Origin of the sequence: Bacillus sp. FSL R7-0646 (genome assembly GCF_037969865.1) — a bacterium.
Classification (GTDB): Bacteria; Bacillota; Bacilli; order Bacillales; family Bacillaceae; genus Bacillus; species Bacillus licheniformis.
Window position 1 is genome coordinate 3,886,166 of the sequence record NZ_CP150217.1, and the last position, 17,445, is coordinate 3,903,610.

Annotated in this window: 17 protein-coding genes; 8 read left to right on the forward strand and 9 right to left on the reverse strand. The window is 46.2% G+C overall.

Features of this window, described 5'->3' with window-relative positions; translation table 11 throughout:
• Positions 1–32 precede the first annotated feature (32 nt).
• Positions 33–2,207, forward strand: coding sequence for an MMPL family transporter (locus tag MKY62_RS20210; RefSeq protein WP_003186255.1), 2,175 nt, complete (start codon positions 33–35; stop codon positions 2,205–2,207).
• A 96-nt stretch (positions 2,208–2,303) separates the two neighbouring features.
• On the opposite strand, the gene MKY62_RS20215 is transcribed toward MKY62_RS20210, so the two are convergent.
• The 6 genes from MKY62_RS20215 to MKY62_RS20240 form a co-directional block, all read right to left on the reverse strand.
• The gene (locus tag MKY62_RS20215) at positions 2,304–3,044 is read right to left on the reverse strand and encodes a TIGR02206 family membrane protein (RefSeq protein WP_003186257.1); all 741 of its coding nucleotides are present in this window, start codon (positions 3,042–3,044) and stop codon (positions 2,304–2,306) included.
• Positions 3,045–3,138: 94 nt separating this feature from the next.
• A complete protein-coding gene (locus tag MKY62_RS20220) occupies positions 3,139–4,470 on the reverse strand; it encodes an MFS transporter (RefSeq protein WP_003186259.1) in 1,332 nt (443 codons plus the stop codon).
• Between the two features lie 61 nt (positions 4,471–4,531).
• Complete coding sequence (gene dgoD / locus MKY62_RS20225; RefSeq protein WP_003186261.1) at positions 4,532–5,680, reverse strand: galactonate dehydratase; 1,149 nt, start codon at positions 5,678–5,680, stop codon at positions 4,532–4,534.
• Between the two features lie 16 nt (positions 5,681–5,696).
• A complete protein-coding gene (locus tag MKY62_RS20230; protein WP_003186263.1) occupies positions 5,697–6,323 on the reverse strand; it encodes a bifunctional 4-hydroxy-2-oxoglutarate aldolase/2-dehydro-3-deoxy-phosphogluconate aldolase in 627 nt (208 codons plus the stop codon).
• Between the two features lie 27 nt (positions 6,324–6,350).
• A complete protein-coding gene (locus tag MKY62_RS20235) occupies positions 6,351–7,304 on the reverse strand; it encodes a sugar kinase (RefSeq protein WP_003186265.1) in 954 nt (317 codons plus the stop codon).
• Positions 7,305–7,321: 17 nt separating this feature from the next.
• Positions 7,322–8,080 (reverse strand): IclR family transcriptional regulator, encoded by a 759-nt coding sequence (locus MKY62_RS20240; RefSeq protein ID WP_003186268.1) that lies wholly within the window; start codon positions 8,078–8,080, stop codon positions 7,322–7,324.
• Positions 8,081–8,309: 229 nt separating this feature from the next.
• On the opposite strand from MKY62_RS20240, the gene MKY62_RS20245 reads away from it, so the two are divergent.
• Positions 8,310–9,659: a M28 family peptidase gene (locus MKY62_RS20245; RefSeq protein ID WP_003186270.1), complete on the forward strand. Its 1,350-nt coding sequence runs from the start codon at positions 8,310–8,312 to the stop codon at positions 9,657–9,659.
• Between the two features lie 223 nt (positions 9,660–9,882).
• Here MKY62_RS20245 and MKY62_RS20250 read toward each other — a convergent pair whose 3' ends face one another.
• The 3 genes from MKY62_RS20250 to MKY62_RS20260 all read right to left on the reverse strand — a co-directional run bounded on the left by MKY62_RS20250 (position 9,883) and on the right by MKY62_RS20260 (position 12,554).
• Entirely contained in the window at positions 9,883–11,244 is a 1,362-nt protein-coding gene (locus MKY62_RS20250; protein WP_003186272.1) for an MFS transporter, read from the reverse strand.
• A complete protein-coding gene (locus MKY62_RS20255; protein WP_003186274.1) occupies positions 11,245–11,457 on the reverse strand; it encodes a hypothetical protein in 213 nt (70 codons plus the stop codon).
• 458 nt (positions 11,458–11,915) lie between these two features.
• Positions 11,916–12,554, reverse strand: a complete 639-nt coding sequence (locus tag MKY62_RS20260) for a GTP pyrophosphokinase family protein (protein WP_031314764.1) — start codon at positions 12,552–12,554, stop codon at positions 11,916–11,918.
• A gap of 217 nt (positions 12,555–12,771) precedes the next feature.
• Here MKY62_RS20260 and MKY62_RS20265 point away from each other — a divergent pair, with 217 nt between their 5' ends.
• The 6 genes from MKY62_RS20265 (at position 12,772) to dltD (ending at position 17,363) form a co-directional block, all read left to right on the forward strand.
• A complete protein-coding gene (locus MKY62_RS20265; protein ID WP_016885663.1) occupies positions 12,772–12,855 on the forward strand; it encodes a YjcZ family sporulation protein in 84 nt (27 codons plus the stop codon).
• A gap of 260 nt (positions 12,856–13,115) precedes the next feature.
• Positions 13,116–13,265 (forward strand): teichoic acid D-Ala incorporation-associated protein DltX, encoded by a 150-nt coding sequence (locus MKY62_RS20270; protein ID WP_003186278.1) that lies wholly within the window; start codon positions 13,116–13,118, stop codon positions 13,263–13,265.
• Positions 13,266–13,279: 14 nt separating this feature from the next.
• A complete protein-coding gene (gene dltA / locus MKY62_RS20275; protein ID WP_003186280.1) occupies positions 13,280–14,788 on the forward strand; it encodes a D-alanine--poly(phosphoribitol) ligase subunit DltA in 1,509 nt (502 codons plus the stop codon).
• Complete coding sequence (dltB, locus tag MKY62_RS20280) at positions 14,785–15,942, forward strand: D-alanyl-lipoteichoic acid biosynthesis protein DltB (RefSeq protein WP_003186281.1); 1,158 nt, start codon at positions 14,785–14,787, stop codon at positions 15,940–15,942. The genes dltA and dltB overlap by 4 nt, the downstream gene beginning before the upstream one ends.
• 15 nt (positions 15,943–15,957) lie before the next feature.
• Positions 15,958–16,194, forward strand: a complete 237-nt coding sequence (gene dltC / locus MKY62_RS20285; RefSeq protein ID WP_003186284.1) for a D-alanine--poly(phosphoribitol) ligase subunit 2 — start codon at positions 15,958–15,960, stop codon at positions 16,192–16,194.
• The gene (gene dltD, locus MKY62_RS20290) at positions 16,194–17,363 is read left to right on the forward strand and encodes a D-alanyl-lipoteichoic acid biosynthesis protein DltD (protein WP_003186286.1); all 1,170 of its coding nucleotides are present in this window, start codon (positions 16,194–16,196) and stop codon (positions 17,361–17,363) included. The genes dltC and dltD overlap by 1 nt, the downstream gene beginning before the upstream one ends.
• The last annotated feature ends 82 nt before the right edge of the window (positions 17,364–17,445 follow it).

Below are 17,445 nucleotides of genomic sequence, written 5' to 3' on the forward strand. Positions count from 1 at the left end.
GTGATCAAGCAATGTGTTGAAAGGAGATTATCATGTCAAAAATGTTATATAAATTAGGAGGATGGGTTGCTCGCAATCGCATAAAAGTAATATGCGCATGGATCGTTGTGCTAGTTGCTTCGATAGGCCTTGCAATCACGTTAAAACCAAGTTTTTCTGAGGATATGTCCATACCTGACACACCTTCGGAAAAAGCGATGGATGTCATTCAAAAAGAATTTCCCCACGGTCCTGATAAAGGGAGCATACGGGTTATTTTCGGTGCTGAAGATGGGGAGAAACTGACTTCGAAGTCAGCGGAAAAAGCAATAGAAAATACGTTAAAGGAAATCGATAAAGATGGTTCCGTTGACTCGATTGCAAGTCCTTTTGTGACAGGAACAATCGCGAAAGATGGCACAGTTGCCTATGCTGATATCAAGTATAAATCATCAGCAGATGATATTAAAGATTACTCTATCAAACACTTAAAAGACAGTTTGAAAATGGCTGATTATGAAGGATTGCAAACTGAACTAAGCGGAGATGTACCAGGAGCTGAGATGGAGATAGGCGGTATCTCTGAAATTGTCGGCATTATTTTGGCCTTTATCGTTTTGGCCATTACGTTTGGCTCTTTATTAATAGCAGGTTTGCCGATTTTAACAGCACTGATTGGATTAGGTGTAAGTATTGGGCTTGTTTTGATTGGGACACAAGTATTCGATATCGCTTCCGTCAGTCTATCATTAGCCGGAATGATTGGCCTTGCAGTTGGAATTGATTATGCTTTATTTATTTTTACGAAGCACCGCCAGTTTTTAGGCGAAGGTATACAAAAAAATGAATCAATTGCGAGAGCTACAGGAACAGCCGGGAGTGCAGTCGTTTTTGCCGGACTTACTGTTATCGTAGCACTTTGCGGATTGACTGTCGTTAACATTCCTTTTATGTCTGCAATGGGGCTGACAGCAGGACTTAGTGTACTGATGGCTGTTCTCGCTTCAATCACGCTTGTGCCTGCCGTCTTGTCGATAGCGGGGAAACGGATGGTTCCGAAAGCAAACAAGAAAAAAGAAAAACAAAGCGCGGAAACAAATGTCTGGGGACGCTTTGTCACAAAGAATCCTATCATGCTAAGTGTATGCAGCATTCTGATTTTGCTCGTTATTAGTATCCCATCTATGCATTTGGAGCTGGGCTTGCCTGATGCAGGGATGAAAGCGAAGGATAACCCGGATCGCCGGGCTTATGACTTGCTTGCCGACGGTTTTGGAGAAGGATTTAATGGTCAATTAACAATCGTAGCGGATGCCGCAAGTGTAACAGAAAATAAGGCGGAAGCCTTCGCAGATGCAGTGAAAGAAATAAAGGAACTGGACCATGTAGCGAGTGTCACTCCGGCAATGCCTAATAAAGAAGGGAACTTTGCCATCATTACAGTAGTTCCTGAAACAGGTCCAAATGATGCAGCAACGAAGGATTTGGTAAAGGATGTACGCAGCTTATCAGATAAAAACGGAGTAGATTTGCTCGTTACTGGATCAACCGCAGTGAATATTGATATTTCAGATCGCCTTAATGATGCGATACCGGTGTTTGCTGTACTCATTGTTGGTTTTGCGTTTGTATTGCTGACAATCGTATTCCGTTCGTTGCTTGTGCCTCTTGTTGCTGTCGCAGGTTTCATATTGACGATGACAGCCACTCTTGGAATCTGTGTATTTGTTTTACAAGACGGGAATCTCATCGACTTTTTCAAAATACCTGAAAAAGGGCCGATACTCGCGTTCCTGCCGATTTTATCCATTGGGATTCTGTTCGGATTAGCGATGGATTATCAAGTATTCCTTGTAAGCAGAATGCGTGAAGAATATGTAAAAACAAAGAATCCAGTACAAGCCATTCAGGCTGGATTAAAACACAGCGGTCCTGTTGTCACCGCAGCCGGCCTGATCATGATATTCGTTTTTGCAGGGTTTATCTTTGCTGGTGAAGCTTCTATTAAAGCCAACGGGTCGGCTCTTTCCTTTGGTGTGCTCTTTGATGCATTTATTGTACGAATGACACTGATTCCAAGTCTGATGAAGCTGATGGGGAATGCAGCCTGGTATTTGCCAAAATGGCTGGACAAGATTATTCCGAATGTAGACATAGAAGGGCATCAACTCACGAAGGAAATACAGCCAGAAACAGCTCATGAACAAAAGAAACAAATCAGTATGTAATAGAAAGCAGATCTTTTACGAGATCTGCTTTTTTGCTTCATACAAACGTTTATTTTTTAGAAAAGGTTAATCGCTAATATCAGCCATGGAAAAGAATCATGCATGATCCTTTTTTTCTCTCACCTTCCCGGCAATCCAAAACGGCAAATAGAGAAGATAGAAGAAGACGATCGTGACCGCTTCAGCTGATAAAAGATACCACGGCCATGGCCCGAGCACATCTAACAGCGATGCTCCGCCGCCGGGCTTCTTCATCATGTACATATAGTTCGAGTTCAGCAAACGGTTGATCAAAAAAATGAGAGCACCATAAACATTGACAAGAAGAAACGTGACCCAGAGAGAGCGAACCGTCGGCTTATACCTTTCGGCTGCAATCATCAGGAGGCAGGCGAGAACGACGATCCCGTGGGAAATGAAAAATTCAAAAAAGCGGAAATGAGGAAAGCCGTACCTTCCCAAGTCAGGCGTCAGAATCGCCTGCAGCGCGCTTCCCAAACCGGCAAAATAAAGAAATTTAAACAAGTTGAGGTTTTTCGTCAATAACAGAATGATGACGAGATAAACCGAAAGGTCGCTGAGGTGGAGCGGCAAACAATAGCGCGGCGTCCATGAATTTACATAGATAAACCAGGAGTGGTAGCTGATTTCAGAAATCAATAAAACCGCCACAAAGGCATAGCGAATCACCCGGTTCCACCGCGGTTTTTGCAACGTCTTGCGAAAGACGAACAAACAAACGCCGAGCGCTGCAAGCACCAGCAAAGTCAGTATATGAGATGTTGAAAAAAATTGAAACGAGCCGAGCTGATAATCTTTTTGAAAGTATGTTTTCATCCTGAGCACCTGTCATCAAAATATTTGAACGTTATTTTGTGACAAACCATGATCTATTATTCAAAAAGGCCGCCGAATATCCGGCAGCCGGGTGTCACATAGAAATAGAATCGTTTTCCTCTGCGTTATCATTGACCTGAATCCGTTCAACCTTTCCGACAAGAAAGATGTAGGAAAGCGCTCCCGCAAGGGCGAGGGCTCCGATAAAGACGAGGGCGGGCGCAAAGCTTCCGCCGTTGGCGAGAAAGCCGATGACAATCGGAACGATAACGGAGGCGAGGCTGCCGACAAAATTAAATACTCCGCCGGTCAGCCCGATCAAATGCTTAGGCGCTAAAGACGATACAAGCACCCATGTAATGGAGGCCAAACCGTTTCCAAAAAAGGCGAGCGTCATAAACAAAATGATCAGAGATGTCTGATCGACATAATTGGCACCGATAATTGAAATAGACAGGAACAATCCGGTAATAATCGGTGTTTTGCGGGCAACCCCGGCCGATACGCCTCTTTTGATCAAAAAGTCGGACAGGAAGCCGGACAACAGAACACCGGTAAATGCCGCAAGAAATGGAAGCGAGGCGAGAAAACCGGATTGGAGAAAATCAAGGCCTCTATATTTTACAAGGTATGTCGGAAACCACGTCAGAAAAAACCATAAAGTCGAATTAACGGCGAACTGTCCGATATATATGCCCCACAGCTTGCGATGAGCGGTCACTTGTTTAAAATGCTTCCAAGTAAATGCCAATTTCTCTTTCTCGGAAGTCCGGCCGCGGCGGACGATACCCCCGCCTTTTTCAATATGGTCAAGTTCAGCCTTGTTTACCTTTGGATGACGATCAGGATCACGATAAAAGATATACCAGATCAGGCCCCAGATGATGCCGATCACCCCTGTTACAATAAAAAGGCCGCGCCAGCCGACGACATGCTGGATGGCGCTGAGCGCCGGCGTCAAAAATGCAAGGCCGGCAAATTGCCCCGACGTATAAAATGCAATGGCTGAAGCTCTTTCCTGTTCAGGGAACCATGAAGTCACCACCCGGTTATTGGTCGGAAAAGCCGGCGCTTCAAACGCTCCGGTCGCAAGACGCAAGCCGAATAGCGAACCGAAGCCGCGGACAAACCCCTGAAGCAATGTTGCGAGCGACCATGTAACCAAGGTAAAGCCGTAGACAAGCCTCGGGCCAAACCGGTCGACAAGCCCGCCGCCCGGTATTTGCAGTGCGCAGTAAGCCCAGCCGAAAGCTGAAAAAATCAAGCCCAATTGAACGGCAGACAAGTTTAAATCGTCCCCGATTGCAGAAGCTGCAACAGAGATATTGCTTCGATCCATATAATTGATCACGACACATACAAAAATAAACAGCAGTACCCGCACTCTAACCTTTGTCGGCTTCTCTTTTAAAGTTGTTTGTTTCATGACAGGCCCTCTCCTTTTATTTGATTGTAATGACGGACACCTTTTGAAAACGGTATCATTTTTACCATTCAGCTATGCTTCCGTCCTTGTGCCGCCATACCGGATTGCGCCAGTTGTGCCCGATATCAGCCATTTTACGGACGTGATCTTCATTGATGTCCACCCCAAGGCCAGGTCCATCCGGAATCCGGACATAGCCGTCCTCATAGAAAAACACCTTTTGATCTACTATATAATCAAGCAAATCCGTCCCTTTGTTGTAATGGATCCCTAAGCTTTGTTCCTGTATAAATGCATTGTGGCACGTTGCATCAACCTGAAGGCATGCCGCCAGAGCGATCGGGCCCAGCGGACAATGAGGGGCGGCGGCGACATCAAATGCTTCCGCCATCGACAGGATCTTTTTGCATTCGGTAATTCCGCCGGCGTGTGACAAGTCAGGCTGAATGATATCGACATAGCCGTCAGTCAGCAGGTTTTTAAACTGCCACTTTGAAAACATCCGTTCTCCAGTCGCAATCGGAATTGAGACGAGGCTGGCGATATCGCGGAGCGCCTCGTTGTTTTCCGGCAGAACAGGCTCTTCTATAAACATCGGCCGAAACGGTTCAAGCTCCTTTGCCAAGATCTTCGCCATCGGCTTGTGCACCCTGCCGTGAAAGTCAATGCCGATTCCGATGTACGGGCCGACCGCTTCTCTGACTGCTGATATTCTTTCAATCACCTGATCGATTTTTTCATGTGAATCGATGTATTGCAGCTCTTCCGTGCCGTTCATTTTGACGGCTGTAAAGCCTTTATCAACCACCTGTTTGGCAGCGAGGCCGACGTCTTGAGGCCTGTCTCCGCCAATCCATGAATAGACCTTGATCGATTCCCTGTTCTTCCCTCCGAGCAGCTGATGCACGGGAGCGTTGTAAAACTTGCCCTTAATGTCCCAAAGCGCTTGATCGATGCCTGCAATCGCGCTCATCAGAATGGGCCCGCCCCGATAAAACCCGCCTCTGTACATGACATTCCAATGGTCTTCGATGTTCATCGGGTCTTTGCCGATCAAATATTCCATTAACTCGCCCACAGCCGCCTTAACTGTCGCGGCCTTTCCCTCGATTACCGGCTCTCCCCATCCTGTAATGCCTTCATCCGTTTCGATTTTTAAGAAAAGCCAGCGCGGCGGAATTAGGAAACACTCGAATCCTGTTATTTTCATCTCTGATCTCCCCTTTTTACTGTTTTGCTGCTTCAACAAATTGCTTTGCTTTTTTGGACAGCTCTTCTAAAAACGCGTCATTAACATCTTTATTAGCCCGAACAAGCGAACCGCCGATTCCCGCTCCGACCGCACCGGCCTGCAGAAACTCGTGAAGGTTTTCCAATCCGACTCCTCCAGTCGGAAGCAGCGGAATATGCGGAAGCGGTCCGTGGATATCCTTGATATAGCCAGGCCCCATTGTTCCGGGAAATACCTTGATGATGTCTCCCCCGCTTTCATACGCCGTCAATATTTCAGTCGGGGTAAAAGCGCCTGGAATGCTGACCGCTCCATACCGTTTTGTCAGCTTGATCGTCTCTTCATTGACGGTCGGAGACAGGATAAACCGCGCGCCGGCTAAAAGCGCCGCTCTCGCAGATTCGGGATCAAGTACGGTTCCCGCTCCGACAAGCATTTCGTCCCCAAAATGCTCTGAAACCGCTTCAATCGCTTTGATCGCTTGAGGGGAATTAAGCGTAATCTCCACAAGCCTGATGCCGCCCGCTTTTAAGGCGCCGGCAATGCTCACTGCCTCCTCCGGATTGTATCCGCGGATGATCGCAATCAGTTTTTGTTCTTCGATGTGTGACAATACCATCATTTCTGCCACCCTTTCTCTACGGTTTTTTTATCGGCTGACATCTTCTTCATCAGATTGTTCCATAAACGCAAACAGTGATTCGCGGTCAGGCAGCCCTTCAATATCACCGTTTACCGCCGCTACCATGGCGCCGACGGCACAGCCCCGTTTGACAGCTTCTGAAAGCGGAATTTGATCAATCAAACCCGATAATACGCCGGCCGCAAAGCCGTCTCCGGCACCCACGGGATCCGCTGCTGCCTGAATCTGATAGCCTTCCGCATAGCCGCTTTCGTTCCCGCCGGCATAATAGGCGCCTTTTGAACCAAGCTTGATGATCGCAGTTTCAGCCCCCAGCCCGCGGATGGCTTCCGCAATTTTTTTCTCATCAGCGGTGCCGAACAAAAAACGCCCTTCGCTCAACCCCGGAAGCACGATATCAGACCGTTTGATAAGTTCAAACATGGTCTGCCGCGCCCGCTCTCCGTCCCAGAGCTTTTTTCGAAAGTTCGGATCAAATACAACGCATTTATTGTGCTTTTTGGCGAGCTCCACTGCATAAAACACCGCATCTGAAGCGCTTTCACTTAAAGCCGGGGTAATTCCCGTAATGTATAAAAGCCCCGCTTTCTCAATGTATTGCTCATCAATATCGCATTTCTTTAAAAAACTCGCCGCTGAAAGCGTCCTGTAATAGAAGACATTGACTTTGGCCGCGCTTTTCCTTTCTTTAAAAAACAAACCGGTCGGCGCCGCGTCATCGAGCTTCACCTGGCTCACATCGACTCCTTCTCCTCTGACAGAAGAAAGAATCATCGCCCCGAACTCGTCTTTTCCAAGCCGTGTAATCCAGCCGGCTTTTTTCCCGAGCTTCGAAAGCCCGATCAGCGTGTTGGTTTCTGCGCCCGCTATTCTCACCTGATAGTTTCTTGCGTATCTGAGAGGGCCGTCTTCATTCGGAGTGAACAGCGCCATTGTCTCTCCTATGCTAATAACATCCATCAGAACTCTCTCCTTTGCTAAAGCGGCTTTCTATATCCGCCAATGCTTTCTGTAATTTTTCCGGCTGTGTGAAGCAGCTGCTCAACGATAACGGCCTTTCTTGCGAGCATGCGCTCCTTTGGCCCGGCGGTGCTGATCGCCGCCTTCATCACGCCATCCGGACCATAGACAGGCGCCGCCAGACAAAACAAACCTTCTTCATTTTCTTCATTGTCAACGGCATATCCCTGTTCCAAAAATGTCTGCAGCTGCTTTTCCAGCTCTTCTCTGGCAGTGATGGTATGCCCGGTAAACCGGATAAACTCCATGCGGTCGAGCAGCCCTTCCCTTTTGTCCTCCGGCATGAATGCCAAAAATGCCTTGCCAAGCCCGGTGCAATAAAGCGGTTTGCGCGAGCCGGGCTGTGCGGTTGTTCTGATTGACCTGTTGTTATCGATTTTTGCGATGTAGACGAGCTGATCATCGGATAGAACGGCCATAAACACCGTTTCCTGAACGCCGTCCATCAGCTGTTTTAAAAAAGGAACGCCCTGCGATGAAATGTCTATCGACTCCATGGCAGCGGTTCCAACTTGAATCAATTTTGCCCCCAGCCTGTAACGCTTGACAGCATCCTGCTGAAGGTAACCTTCATCCAAAAGTGTAGCGGCCAAATTGAATGTACTGCTCTGAGGCAGCGAAAGTTCTTTGCTGATTTCCTTTACGGTTAATCCATCCGGATGATTTGACAGCAATTCAAATATACGTACAACACGTACCGCGGATTTTACTGACATGACACCCTCCAAAATTCACATATGTGATTCAAAATCAGGATCCTGATAATTCGGACGTATTCTAAACAGAAAGAAGGCTCACGTCAACCATCCTATCAAACAAAAAAATTTTTTTATTAAACTTCAAATTACCAGTCTATCGAATCATTTATCTGAAGCATGCAGGATTCACCCGTTCTGCTGCGAATATCTCTTCTCAGGAAAACAAGACCATCAAGGGGGTTTATGTATGAAGAGAAAAATGATGATGTTCGGATTGGCGCTATCGATCATTGCAGGCGGCGTGGTCGCCGATGGAACGGGGAATGCAGCTCAAGCGGCCCCTCAGGAAACAGCCATCGCAAAAGATATCGAAAAATTCAGCAAAAAATTCAACGAGAACCGCGCCTATCAAACGATTTACCATTTAAGCGAAACGATCGGGCCGCGTGTGACAGGCACGGCAGAAGAAAAAAAGAGCGCCGCTTTTATCGCCTCACAGATGAAAAAGTCAAATCTGAAAGTAAGCACACAAAAGTTCAGCATACCTGACCGGCTGGAAGGAACGCTTACCGTTCAGGGAAATAACGTGCCTGCGCGGCCTGCCGCCGGTTCCGCCCCGACTGCAGCAGAAGGCTTAGCCGCTCCTCTCTATGATGCCGGCCTCGGCTTGCCCGGCGACTTCACAGAAGAAGCGAAAGGAAAAATCGCCGTCATTTTGAGAGGAGAGCTGACATTCTATGAAAAGGCCAAAAACGCTGCTGACGCAGGCGCAAGCGGAGTTATCATTTATAATAACGTCGACAGCCTCGTCCCTCTGACTCCGAATCTAAGCGGTAATAAAGTCGATATTCCAGTTGTCGGCGTCAAAAAGGAAGACGGGGAAAAGCTGCTTTCTGAACAAGAAGCGATCCTGAAGCTGAAAGCTCATAAAAATCAAACCTCGCAAAACGTAATCGGCGTCCGCAAAGCAAAAGGTGTCAAAAATCCTGACATCGTTTATGTGACTTCGCATTATGACAGCGTTCCATATGCACCGGGAGCCAATGACAATGCCTCCGGCACTTCAGTCGTCCTTGAACTGGCCCGAATTTTGAAGACAGTGCCAGCCGACAAAGAAATTCGCTTTATTACATTCGGAGCCGAAGAAATCGGACTCCTCGGTTCGCGGCATTATGTCAGCACATTGTCAAATCAGGAAGTCAAACGGAGCGTTGCCAACTTTAACTTAGATATGGTGGCGACAAGCTGGGAGAATGCTTCACAGCTGTACATCAATACGCCCGACGGTTCGGCAAACCTCGTCTGGCAGCTAAGTAAAGCCGCTTCTTTAAGCCTTGGAAAAGACGTATTATTTTTACATCAAGGCGGATCATCCGACCATGTCCCATTCCATGAAGCCGGCATCGACTCGGCCAACTTTATTTGGAGAGAGCCGGGAACAGGCGCTTTGGAGCCTTGGTACCACACCCCTTACGACACGATTGAACATATCAGCAAAGACAGGCTGAAAACAGCCGGTCAAATCGCGGGAACAGCTGTGTATAACTTCACCAAGAAGGAAAACAGAAAACCGTCTTACAGCTCAGTTGCCCAGTAATTTTAAAAAGGAGCAGATTGAAAATCTGCTCCTCCTTCTTTTCATAGACCCAAAGCGCCTTTCCTCCCCACCGCTTCCGTATCATCACCTTTTCAGCTATTCGTTATCTTTATTATCAAACAATCAATAAGCAACCAATATCAATTTGTTAATTTTTGTCTCTTTGCTTTTCCAATCTCCAAAAGAAAGCAAAAAAATGGAGCCGCATCTCGCGCTCCATTTTTCAATCCTTCATCAGCTTGATAAATCTGAAGCTCATCAAAATGCTGCCGATGGCAACCGCAATCATGACCATCCCCAGATCCTGAAAATGCCCCGCGGTTATTTCTTCTCCAAACAACAGACCCAGAATGACGGACGAAAAGATCGAGCCAAGATAGCGGCATGTTTGAAAAAGCCCCGAAGTCGTCCCGACGATGTCCGGCGGACTTGCCGTAAACATGGCAGCCTGCAGGGCGACATTGCCGAGGCCGTAGCTGACCCCGAGCAAAGAGAGGATGATGCCTTTCCACAACATCGGTGCATCGACAAAAAACAATGTGAGCAGGATAGCGCCCGCTGCCATTAAGCAAGAACCAATTAACACGGGCTGCGTTTCTCCTGAACGGTCAATCCATTTCCCGACGAAAGGCGAGATCAATACGCTCGTCCCGGACATGAACAGCATCAAAAGACCGCTCGTTTGAACGGAAAGGTGCATTTCATCCTGAAAATAACTCGGAAGTCCAAAAAACAAACAGTAGTTAAAGATGTTCAGCATAATAAATTGAGCATAGACCGAAGTTAACGTCCTGCGTGCGATCAACAGCCTGATATCAATAAACGGACTGTTCACTCTCAGCTCCCACCAAACAAACATCAAAAGCAAGACGAGTCCGAACATCCCCTCGGCAAAACGGGGCTCGCCCGTGCTCAATGAGAGCAGAAATGCCAGCAGGAGAACGATTCCGCCCGCAAACAGAAGAATTCCGGTGAGATCAAGCCGCTTGATCACGGCGCGGACATTTAAGCCGGCTTTTTTCTCATCTTTCGGGAACATGTACATCCCCAGCAAAAAGCTGAACAAAATAAATGGAAAGTTCACGAGGAAGATGGCGGGCCATCCCCCGAGTACGATTAAAAATCCCCCCACGGTCGGTCCAAAGGCGGTCATTGCCGAAGAAAAAATGGACAGCACACTGAGTGCAGACGCCTGCTTCTCATGAATGTGGCTTCTGATCAGGCCCACTCCCGAAGGGTAAATGGCGCCGCTCCCAATCGATTGAAACAAACGCATGATCAACAAGACGGAAAAAGCCGGTGCGAGAGGAGCGCCGATTGCCGATACGGCAACGAGAACAAGCCCTGACAAAAACATCTTTTTCCGGCCGATTAAATCGCCAATTTTTCCTGTGACAGGCTGTGCGACCGCACTGGCTAGATAAAAAGATGAAATCAGCCACGATACGGTTGCAAATGAAAGGTGAAACTCATGCTGGATGCTGTGCAGCGCCAAAGAAATCATTGAAGAGTTGAGCGGATTCAGCATCGTCCCTGATGCAACGGCTGTTAAAAACAGGGCCCGTTTCTTTTTCAATCCGGCCATTTACTTAGGGTACAGCAGCCTTTCGCCAGCTCCGCCCGCTTTACCGCCCGCCCCCGCTTCCCCGCTCATCAGACGGCTCCTATCATCACAGCCGAAAGCATTGAGGACGGCCCCGTATAAAGCAGCATCAAGCCGTTGCGACTCCCGGTTCATCATTGCTTCCGTTCCGTTTTGCAAACCGCATTCCGCACGTTTTTCAATATCCGATTTCATATTTAGACCTCCTCGTGCTCTTATCATTTTCTTGTTTTCCTTTTTCGATTCATGACAGTCATAACCTTTGATACAGAGGAGCGTTCTTCCTCTTTTCTGTTAGTTGAAAAACGCATTTGACGGAGCTGGCATAGTGAAAAGTTCAAAAAAACTTATCAGTACGCTGACAAAAGAAGAACGCCATCGCCGGGCCATGATTTCCAAAACAAAAAGCGGAAAGAAGTCGAGCGTCTTGCCGGAGATCAAGTGAAAGTGTGGATTAAGAGCGCGCTCGGCAAACTGCAGGGCAAATACCGGGCGGACGTCTTGAAATTCGGGTATCGAAAAAGCGGAAGGGAAATGGGATGAGATTTTCACCGAAGCCGATATTACATATCATGTTGATATCAACATTGACAACTTCGGGTCAAGCGGCAGAAAAAAATAGCAGCCGGGCATTTCTTTAGCCCGGCTTCCTTTTATTGATCCGCTTTTGTTCGAATATGAAGCATCTTTTCATCCAAGTAGTTCGCGATGTCAGCCGCTTCTTTCAGCTCATCAGTGAGCTGGTTCGGCACTTCATTGTTCAATTTGTAGTAGATTTTATGCTCGAGGCTCGCCCAGAAATCCATCGCGATCGTCCTGATTTGAATCTCCACCTTGGCGTGCTCGACGCGGTTGGTCAAGTAAACGGGCACTTCTACAATTAAGTGAAGACTCCTGTATCCGTTCGGCTTCGGATTTTTAATGTAGTCCTTCATTTTTAAAATTTTGATGTCTTCATGTTCCTTCAGCACTTCAACCATATTGTAAATGTCGGATAAAAACGAGCAGACGATTCTGAGACCGGCGATATCATTGATGTGCTCCTTAGCGGCCTTTGTCGTAATATCGCAGCCCTTCCGCACAAGCTTGTTAATCAGGCTTTCAAAGCTTTTCACCCTTGATTTCGTATGTTCAATCGGGTTGTGGCCGTGAATTAAATTATATTCCTGGCTGATAATCGAAAACTTCGTATCCATTTGATCCAAGGCAAATTTATAGACGAGGAGTTCGTTCTTCCAGTCCTCCATCAGGTTTCTCAAATCTTCTATCTGGGCTTCAGGCAGTCCTATCATCTTATCTATCGCCATATCCATTGTATTTTTCTCCTTATAACATCATTTCGTTTCGTTTTTTCAGTTAATAGACGGGTACCTCCATGGTAAAGTTTCGACTTAAAGCGGAGATCAAAAAATAGCCTGGTTTACCATTTTCCACATTTTTAAATTTATACCCCTTTCAAAAGTCATAAAACTATCATATTCTGTAATACCACTTTTCGGAGGTGAGAATATGTCATACTCTAATAGCTTCGCTTTGATTGTTGTATTATTTATTTTGCTGATCATTGTGGGCTCCGCTTTTGTAAAGTATTAATTCATTCGCGCACGAAGCCTTCTTCCGAAAAACTGCAGGTTCATATCGAAAGGCGCTCCGCTTTTCATATGAGCCTGTTTTTTTGTAATTTAAAAAGAATTTATTTCCACAATAACAAAAAATGTTTATAATAGGATAGGCTCTGAGCTGACGGCTGACGGCGCTCGGAAATAAAAACTCTCCCACAAATGAAACTTTTATACAACATTTTCGTCTTATACTGTTGTTAAGGCAATTCAATAACGGAAAGGAAAAGATCAATGTTAAATAAGCTAAGAATGTTGTATGAAAAAACAACAATGAAGTGGCTGCTCAACACTTCCTATTACTTTCTCATTCTGGTGCTGCTGTTTTTAATTTACGGATTCCATACAGCAAATACAGGTTCATATATTTATAATGACTTTTAATGGAGAAGAAAACAATGAAACTGATTGAAACAATTAAAAAATACGCGCAAACACAACCCGATACCCTTGCTTTTGTGAATGAAGAAGAAAAGCTGACATACGGAGAGCTTTGGTCACAATCTGAGCGCCTTGCCGCAAGGATTCAAAGCGAAGCTTTAACAGATGCTTCTCCGATCATTGTCTACGGACATATGAAACCGGTTATGGCGGTTTCCTTCCTGGCTTGTGTAAAAGCCGGGCATCCGTACATTCCAGTTGACGTATCGATTCCGGCAGACCGGATTCTGAAAATCATCAACAGTTCAAAAGCCGAGCTTCTGCTCAATAATTCAGGCACTTCGGTTGACACGGGAGATGCCCTCATTTCCGTAGTGGAACCGGGCGTTCTTGAAGGAGACGGGGTGCCGGAGACAGATCCCGGACGCTGGGTACATGGGGAAGATACTTTTTACATTATCTACACATCCGGAAGCACGGGAAATCCAAAAGGCGTGCAAATCTCAGCCGATAACCTTCAGAGCTTCACAGATTGGATCACGAATGACTTTCCGGTGGAAAGCGGCCAAGTGTTCTTAAATCAAGCCCCGTTTTCCTTTGATTTATCGGTAATGGACCTTTATCCGTGCCTGCAGTCCGGAGGCACCTTATGGACGGTTACGAAAGACATGATTAATCGGCCGAAACTATTGTTTGAAGCACTGAAACAGTCCAACGTCAACGTCTGGACATCGACGCCTTCATTCGCACAAATGTGCTTGATGGATCCGTCTTATTCGGAAGAGCTGCTTCCGGAGCTGAGCTTGTTTATGTTCTGCGGAGAAACGCTTCCTGCGTCAGTCGCCAGACAGCTTAAAGAAAGATTTCCAAAGGCTCGTGTTTTTAACACATACGGCCCGACCGAAGCGACCGTTGCCGTCACTTCCATCGAAGTAACAGACGACGTATTAAACAAGTATTCTTCTCTTCCCGTCGGTTCTGAAAAGCCCGAAACCGAAATCGTAATCATCAATGAAGACGGAAAAGCCGTCCAAGACGGGGAAAAAGGCGAGATCATAATTACCGGAGCAAGCGTCAGCAAAGGCTATTTAGGCGAAAAAGCGCTGACGGAAAAAGCGTTTTTCTCTTACAACGGCTCCCCTGCTTACCGCACCGGTGACGCAGGTTACAAAGAAAACGGCCAGCTCTTCTTCCTCGGAAGACTCGATTTCCAAATCAAACTGCACGGCTACCGGATTGAGCTTGAAGAAATCGAATATCAAATCAATCAGTCCCGATATGTGCAGTCGGCAGTCGTTATTCCATTCTACCGCGAGGAGAAAATCGAGTATCTGATCGCCATGATTGTGCCTGCCGAACACGATTTCGAAAAGGAATACCAGTTAACCAGCGCGATTAAGAAAGATTTGGGCAGCAAGCTGCCGGCCTATATGATTCCGAGAAAATTCATGTATCAAAAAGAGATTCCGATGACAGCAAACGGTAAAATCGACCGCAAGAGATTAAAAGAAGAGGTAACCGTATGACGCCTTATGGTTCATTTCTTTTCTTCATTATATTAGGAATTTTACTGGCGCCGACCATCATTCTCGGATTGAACGGAAAAAGCTTCCGCTTATATAATATGGCGGTTTCCGTTCTGGTTCTGGCGCTTATTTTTTCGAACAGCCTGCACGGGCTGATCATGCTGTGCCTGTTTACGCTTTGGCAGACGGTTCTGATCAAAGGCTATATCGCTTACCGTCTAAAAGCGAACAGCGGCATCGTATTTTGTCTGGCTGCAGCAGCTTCTATCCTGCCTCTGGCACTGTCAAAGCTGCTGCCGTTTTTCGCCGTTGACAACTGGGCAACATTTCTCGGAATCTCGTATTTAACTTTTAAAGGGGTTCAGCTCATCATTGAAACCCGCGACGGTCTCATTAAAAAGCAGCTCCCAATCAGCAGACTGCTTTACTTTATTCTCTTTTTTCCAACCATCTCGTCAGGTCCGATCGACAGGTACCGCCGTTTTGAAAAAGACGATCAGACGGTTTGGACAAAGGAGCAATACGAAGAACTGCTTTACAAAGGAATCAATAAAATTTTTCTCGGCTTTTTGTACAAATTCATTATCGGCTACTGCATTAATACGTATGTCATAATGAAACTGCCGTTTTTGACTTCCGGCAGCTTCTCGCATGGATTGGCATACATGTATGCGTACAGCCTTTATCTGTTTTTTGACTTCGCCGGATACACGGCTTTTGCGGTCGGCGTCAGCTATATCATGGGAATCAAATCCCCTGAAAACTTTAATAAGCCGTTCATCAGCCGCAATATTAAAGATTTCTGGAACCGCTGGCATATGTCGCTTTCCTTCTGGTTCAGAGACTACGTCTTCATGCGCTTTGTCCTTTGGATGACGAAGAAAAAATGGATCACAAACCGGATGGCTGTTTCCAATATCGGATATGTGCTGCTGTTCCTTCTGATGGGCGTCTGGCACGGCCTTGCCCCTCAGTACATCGTCTACGGGCTGTATCACGCGCTGCTCATGGTCGGCTTTAACTTCTTTGAAAAATGGAATAAGAAGCACAAGTGGTGGCCGAACAACAAGTGGACGACAGCCGTCTCAATTGTGGTGACCTTCCACTTTGTATGTTTTGGATTTTTAATTTTCTCAGGGAAACTAATACACTAAAAGGAGATTTTCATAATGGATTTTAATCAAGAAGTACTTTCAGTTTTAGCAGAGGTATGTCAGGACGATATCGTAAAGGAAAATCCGGATATTGATATATTCGAAGAGGGAATCCTCGATTCCTTCGGCACGGTGGAATTGCTGCTCGCATTCGAAAGCCATTTTAACATCACAGTGCCGATTACAGAGTTTGACCGGGATGCATGGAACACGCCAAATCAAATCATAAAGCAGCTGAATGAGTTGAGATAATGAAAAAGCGTTTTTTATTCGGGCCAATCATCTTGGCATTTTTACTTTTTTTCACCGCGATCTTGATCCCAAATGCATGGCTGACAAAGCTGGTTCCTAAAGATCGCGTCGAAACTTCAGCTACAGAATTAAACCCGATGATGTTCCAGGGGATGTATCTTCAAGGCAAAGCGCTTGAAGACCCGAAATATCTGCCGATTTTCGGATCATCGGAATTGTCCCGGTTAGATGCATTCCATCCGTCTAACTATTTTAAAGTAAACAATCAAGGGTTCACGCCTTACCTGGTCGGAAAAGGCGGCTCACAGTCCTTGATTCACGCGATCAACTTTGCGGCGCAGTCTGATCAATTAAAGGGCAAGAAAATCGTTTTCATTATCTCTCCGCAGTGGTTTCAAAAACACGGCTCGGACGAAGCCCACTTTGCGCCGAACTTCTCGGCTTTGCAGGCATACGATCTTGTGTTCAATCAAAATGTCGATTCCGGGCTGAAGAAAAAAATCATCAAACGCATGCTTAAATTTCATGCAGTGAAAAATGACGCTCTGCTTTCAGCCCTTTTTAAAGCCGAGCTCGACCAGGACAAGGTGGCACTGTCTCTTCTGACGCCGCCGGCAAAAGCTTACCAAAGCATTCTGGAGAAAAAGGACATCTATTATTCCATGGTTGAAGGAGACGGACCGAAGCGGACCATTTCCCAAGATGTAAAAAACAAATCGTGGGATGAATTAAAACAGATGGCCGAAAAGGTCGGCGCCAAAGAATCCCGGAACAATGAGTTTAAAATCTCAAACGGCGTTTATAAGAAATTGAAGCCGAAGCTGAAAAAGCTTAAAGGCCATAATAAAAAGATGAACTATGCCGAGTCCGTCGAGTTCCACGATTTCCATCTCATGATGGATGTTTTGAAAGAATCCGGCGCAGAACCGCTGTTCATCTCGGTTCCGGTCCACGGCAAATTTTACGACTATACCGGCTTCCCTAAAAAAGGCCGGACGGATTTCTATAAAAAGATCAAAAAAGAAATCGAACAAGAGGGCTTTCAAGTTGCTGATTTAACGAATCATGAATATGATCCGTACTTCTTGAAAGATACGCTCCACCTTGGCTGGAAAGGCTGGGTTTACGTCGATCAGGAGATCGAAGCTTTTTATAAAAAGTCATCATAAAAAAGGATTCCCCGCTGGGGAGTCCCTTTTTTTCTGTTTTAAATTTCTAATGTTTCCAAAAATTCTATTTTACAAATTTCTC

Coding starts and splice junctions, on each gene's coding strand:
- MKY62_RS20210 (WP_003186255.1), top strand. CDS start 33: ATGTCAAAAATGTTATATAAATTAGGAGGATGGGTTGCTCGCAATCGC.
- MKY62_RS20215 (WP_003186257.1), bottom strand. CDS start 3,044: ATGAAAACATACTTTCAAAAAGATTATCAGCTCGGCTCGTTTCAATTT.
- MKY62_RS20220 (WP_003186259.1), bottom strand. CDS start 4,470: ATGAAACAAACAACTTTAAAAGAGAAGCCGACAAAGGTTAGAGTGCGG.
- dgoD (WP_003186261.1), bottom strand. CDS start 5,680: ATGAAAATAACAGGATTCGAGTGTTTCCTAATTCCGCCGCGCTGGCTT.
- MKY62_RS20230 (WP_003186263.1), bottom strand. CDS start 6,323: ATGATGGTATTGTCACACATCGAAGAACAAAAACTGATTGCGATCATC.
- MKY62_RS20235 (WP_003186265.1), bottom strand. CDS start 7,304: ATGGATGTTATTAGCATAGGAGAGACAATGGCGCTGTTCACTCCGAAT.
- MKY62_RS20240 (WP_003186268.1), bottom strand. CDS start 8,080: ATGTCAGTAAAATCCGCGGTACGTGTTGTACGTATATTTGAATTGCTG.
- MKY62_RS20245 (WP_003186270.1), top strand. CDS start 8,310: ATGAAGAGAAAAATGATGATGTTCGGATTGGCGCTATCGATCATTGCA.
- MKY62_RS20250 (WP_003186272.1), bottom strand. CDS start 11,244: ATGGCCGGATTGAAAAAGAAACGGGCCCTGTTTTTAACAGCCGTTGCA.
- MKY62_RS20255 (WP_003186274.1), bottom strand. CDS start 11,457: ATGAAATCGGATATTGAAAAACGTGCGGAATGCGGTTTGCAAAACGGA.
- MKY62_RS20260 (WP_031314764.1), bottom strand. CDS start 12,554: ATGATAGGACTGCCTGAAGCCCAGATAGAAGATTTGAGAAACCTGATG.
- MKY62_RS20265 (WP_016885663.1), top strand. CDS start 12,772: ATGTCATACTCTAATAGCTTCGCTTTGATTGTTGTATTATTTATTTTG.
- MKY62_RS20270 (WP_003186278.1), top strand. CDS start 13,116: ATGTTAAATAAGCTAAGAATGTTGTATGAAAAAACAACAATGAAGTGG.
- dltA (WP_003186280.1), top strand. CDS start 13,280: ATGAAACTGATTGAAACAATTAAAAAATACGCGCAAACACAACCCGAT.
- dltB (WP_003186281.1), top strand. CDS start 14,785: ATGACGCCTTATGGTTCATTTCTTTTCTTCATTATATTAGGAATTTTA.
- dltC (WP_003186284.1), top strand. CDS start 15,958: ATGGATTTTAATCAAGAAGTACTTTCAGTTTTAGCAGAGGTATGTCAG.
- dltD (WP_003186286.1), top strand. CDS start 16,194: ATGAAAAAGCGTTTTTTATTCGGGCCAATCATCTTGGCATTTTTACTT.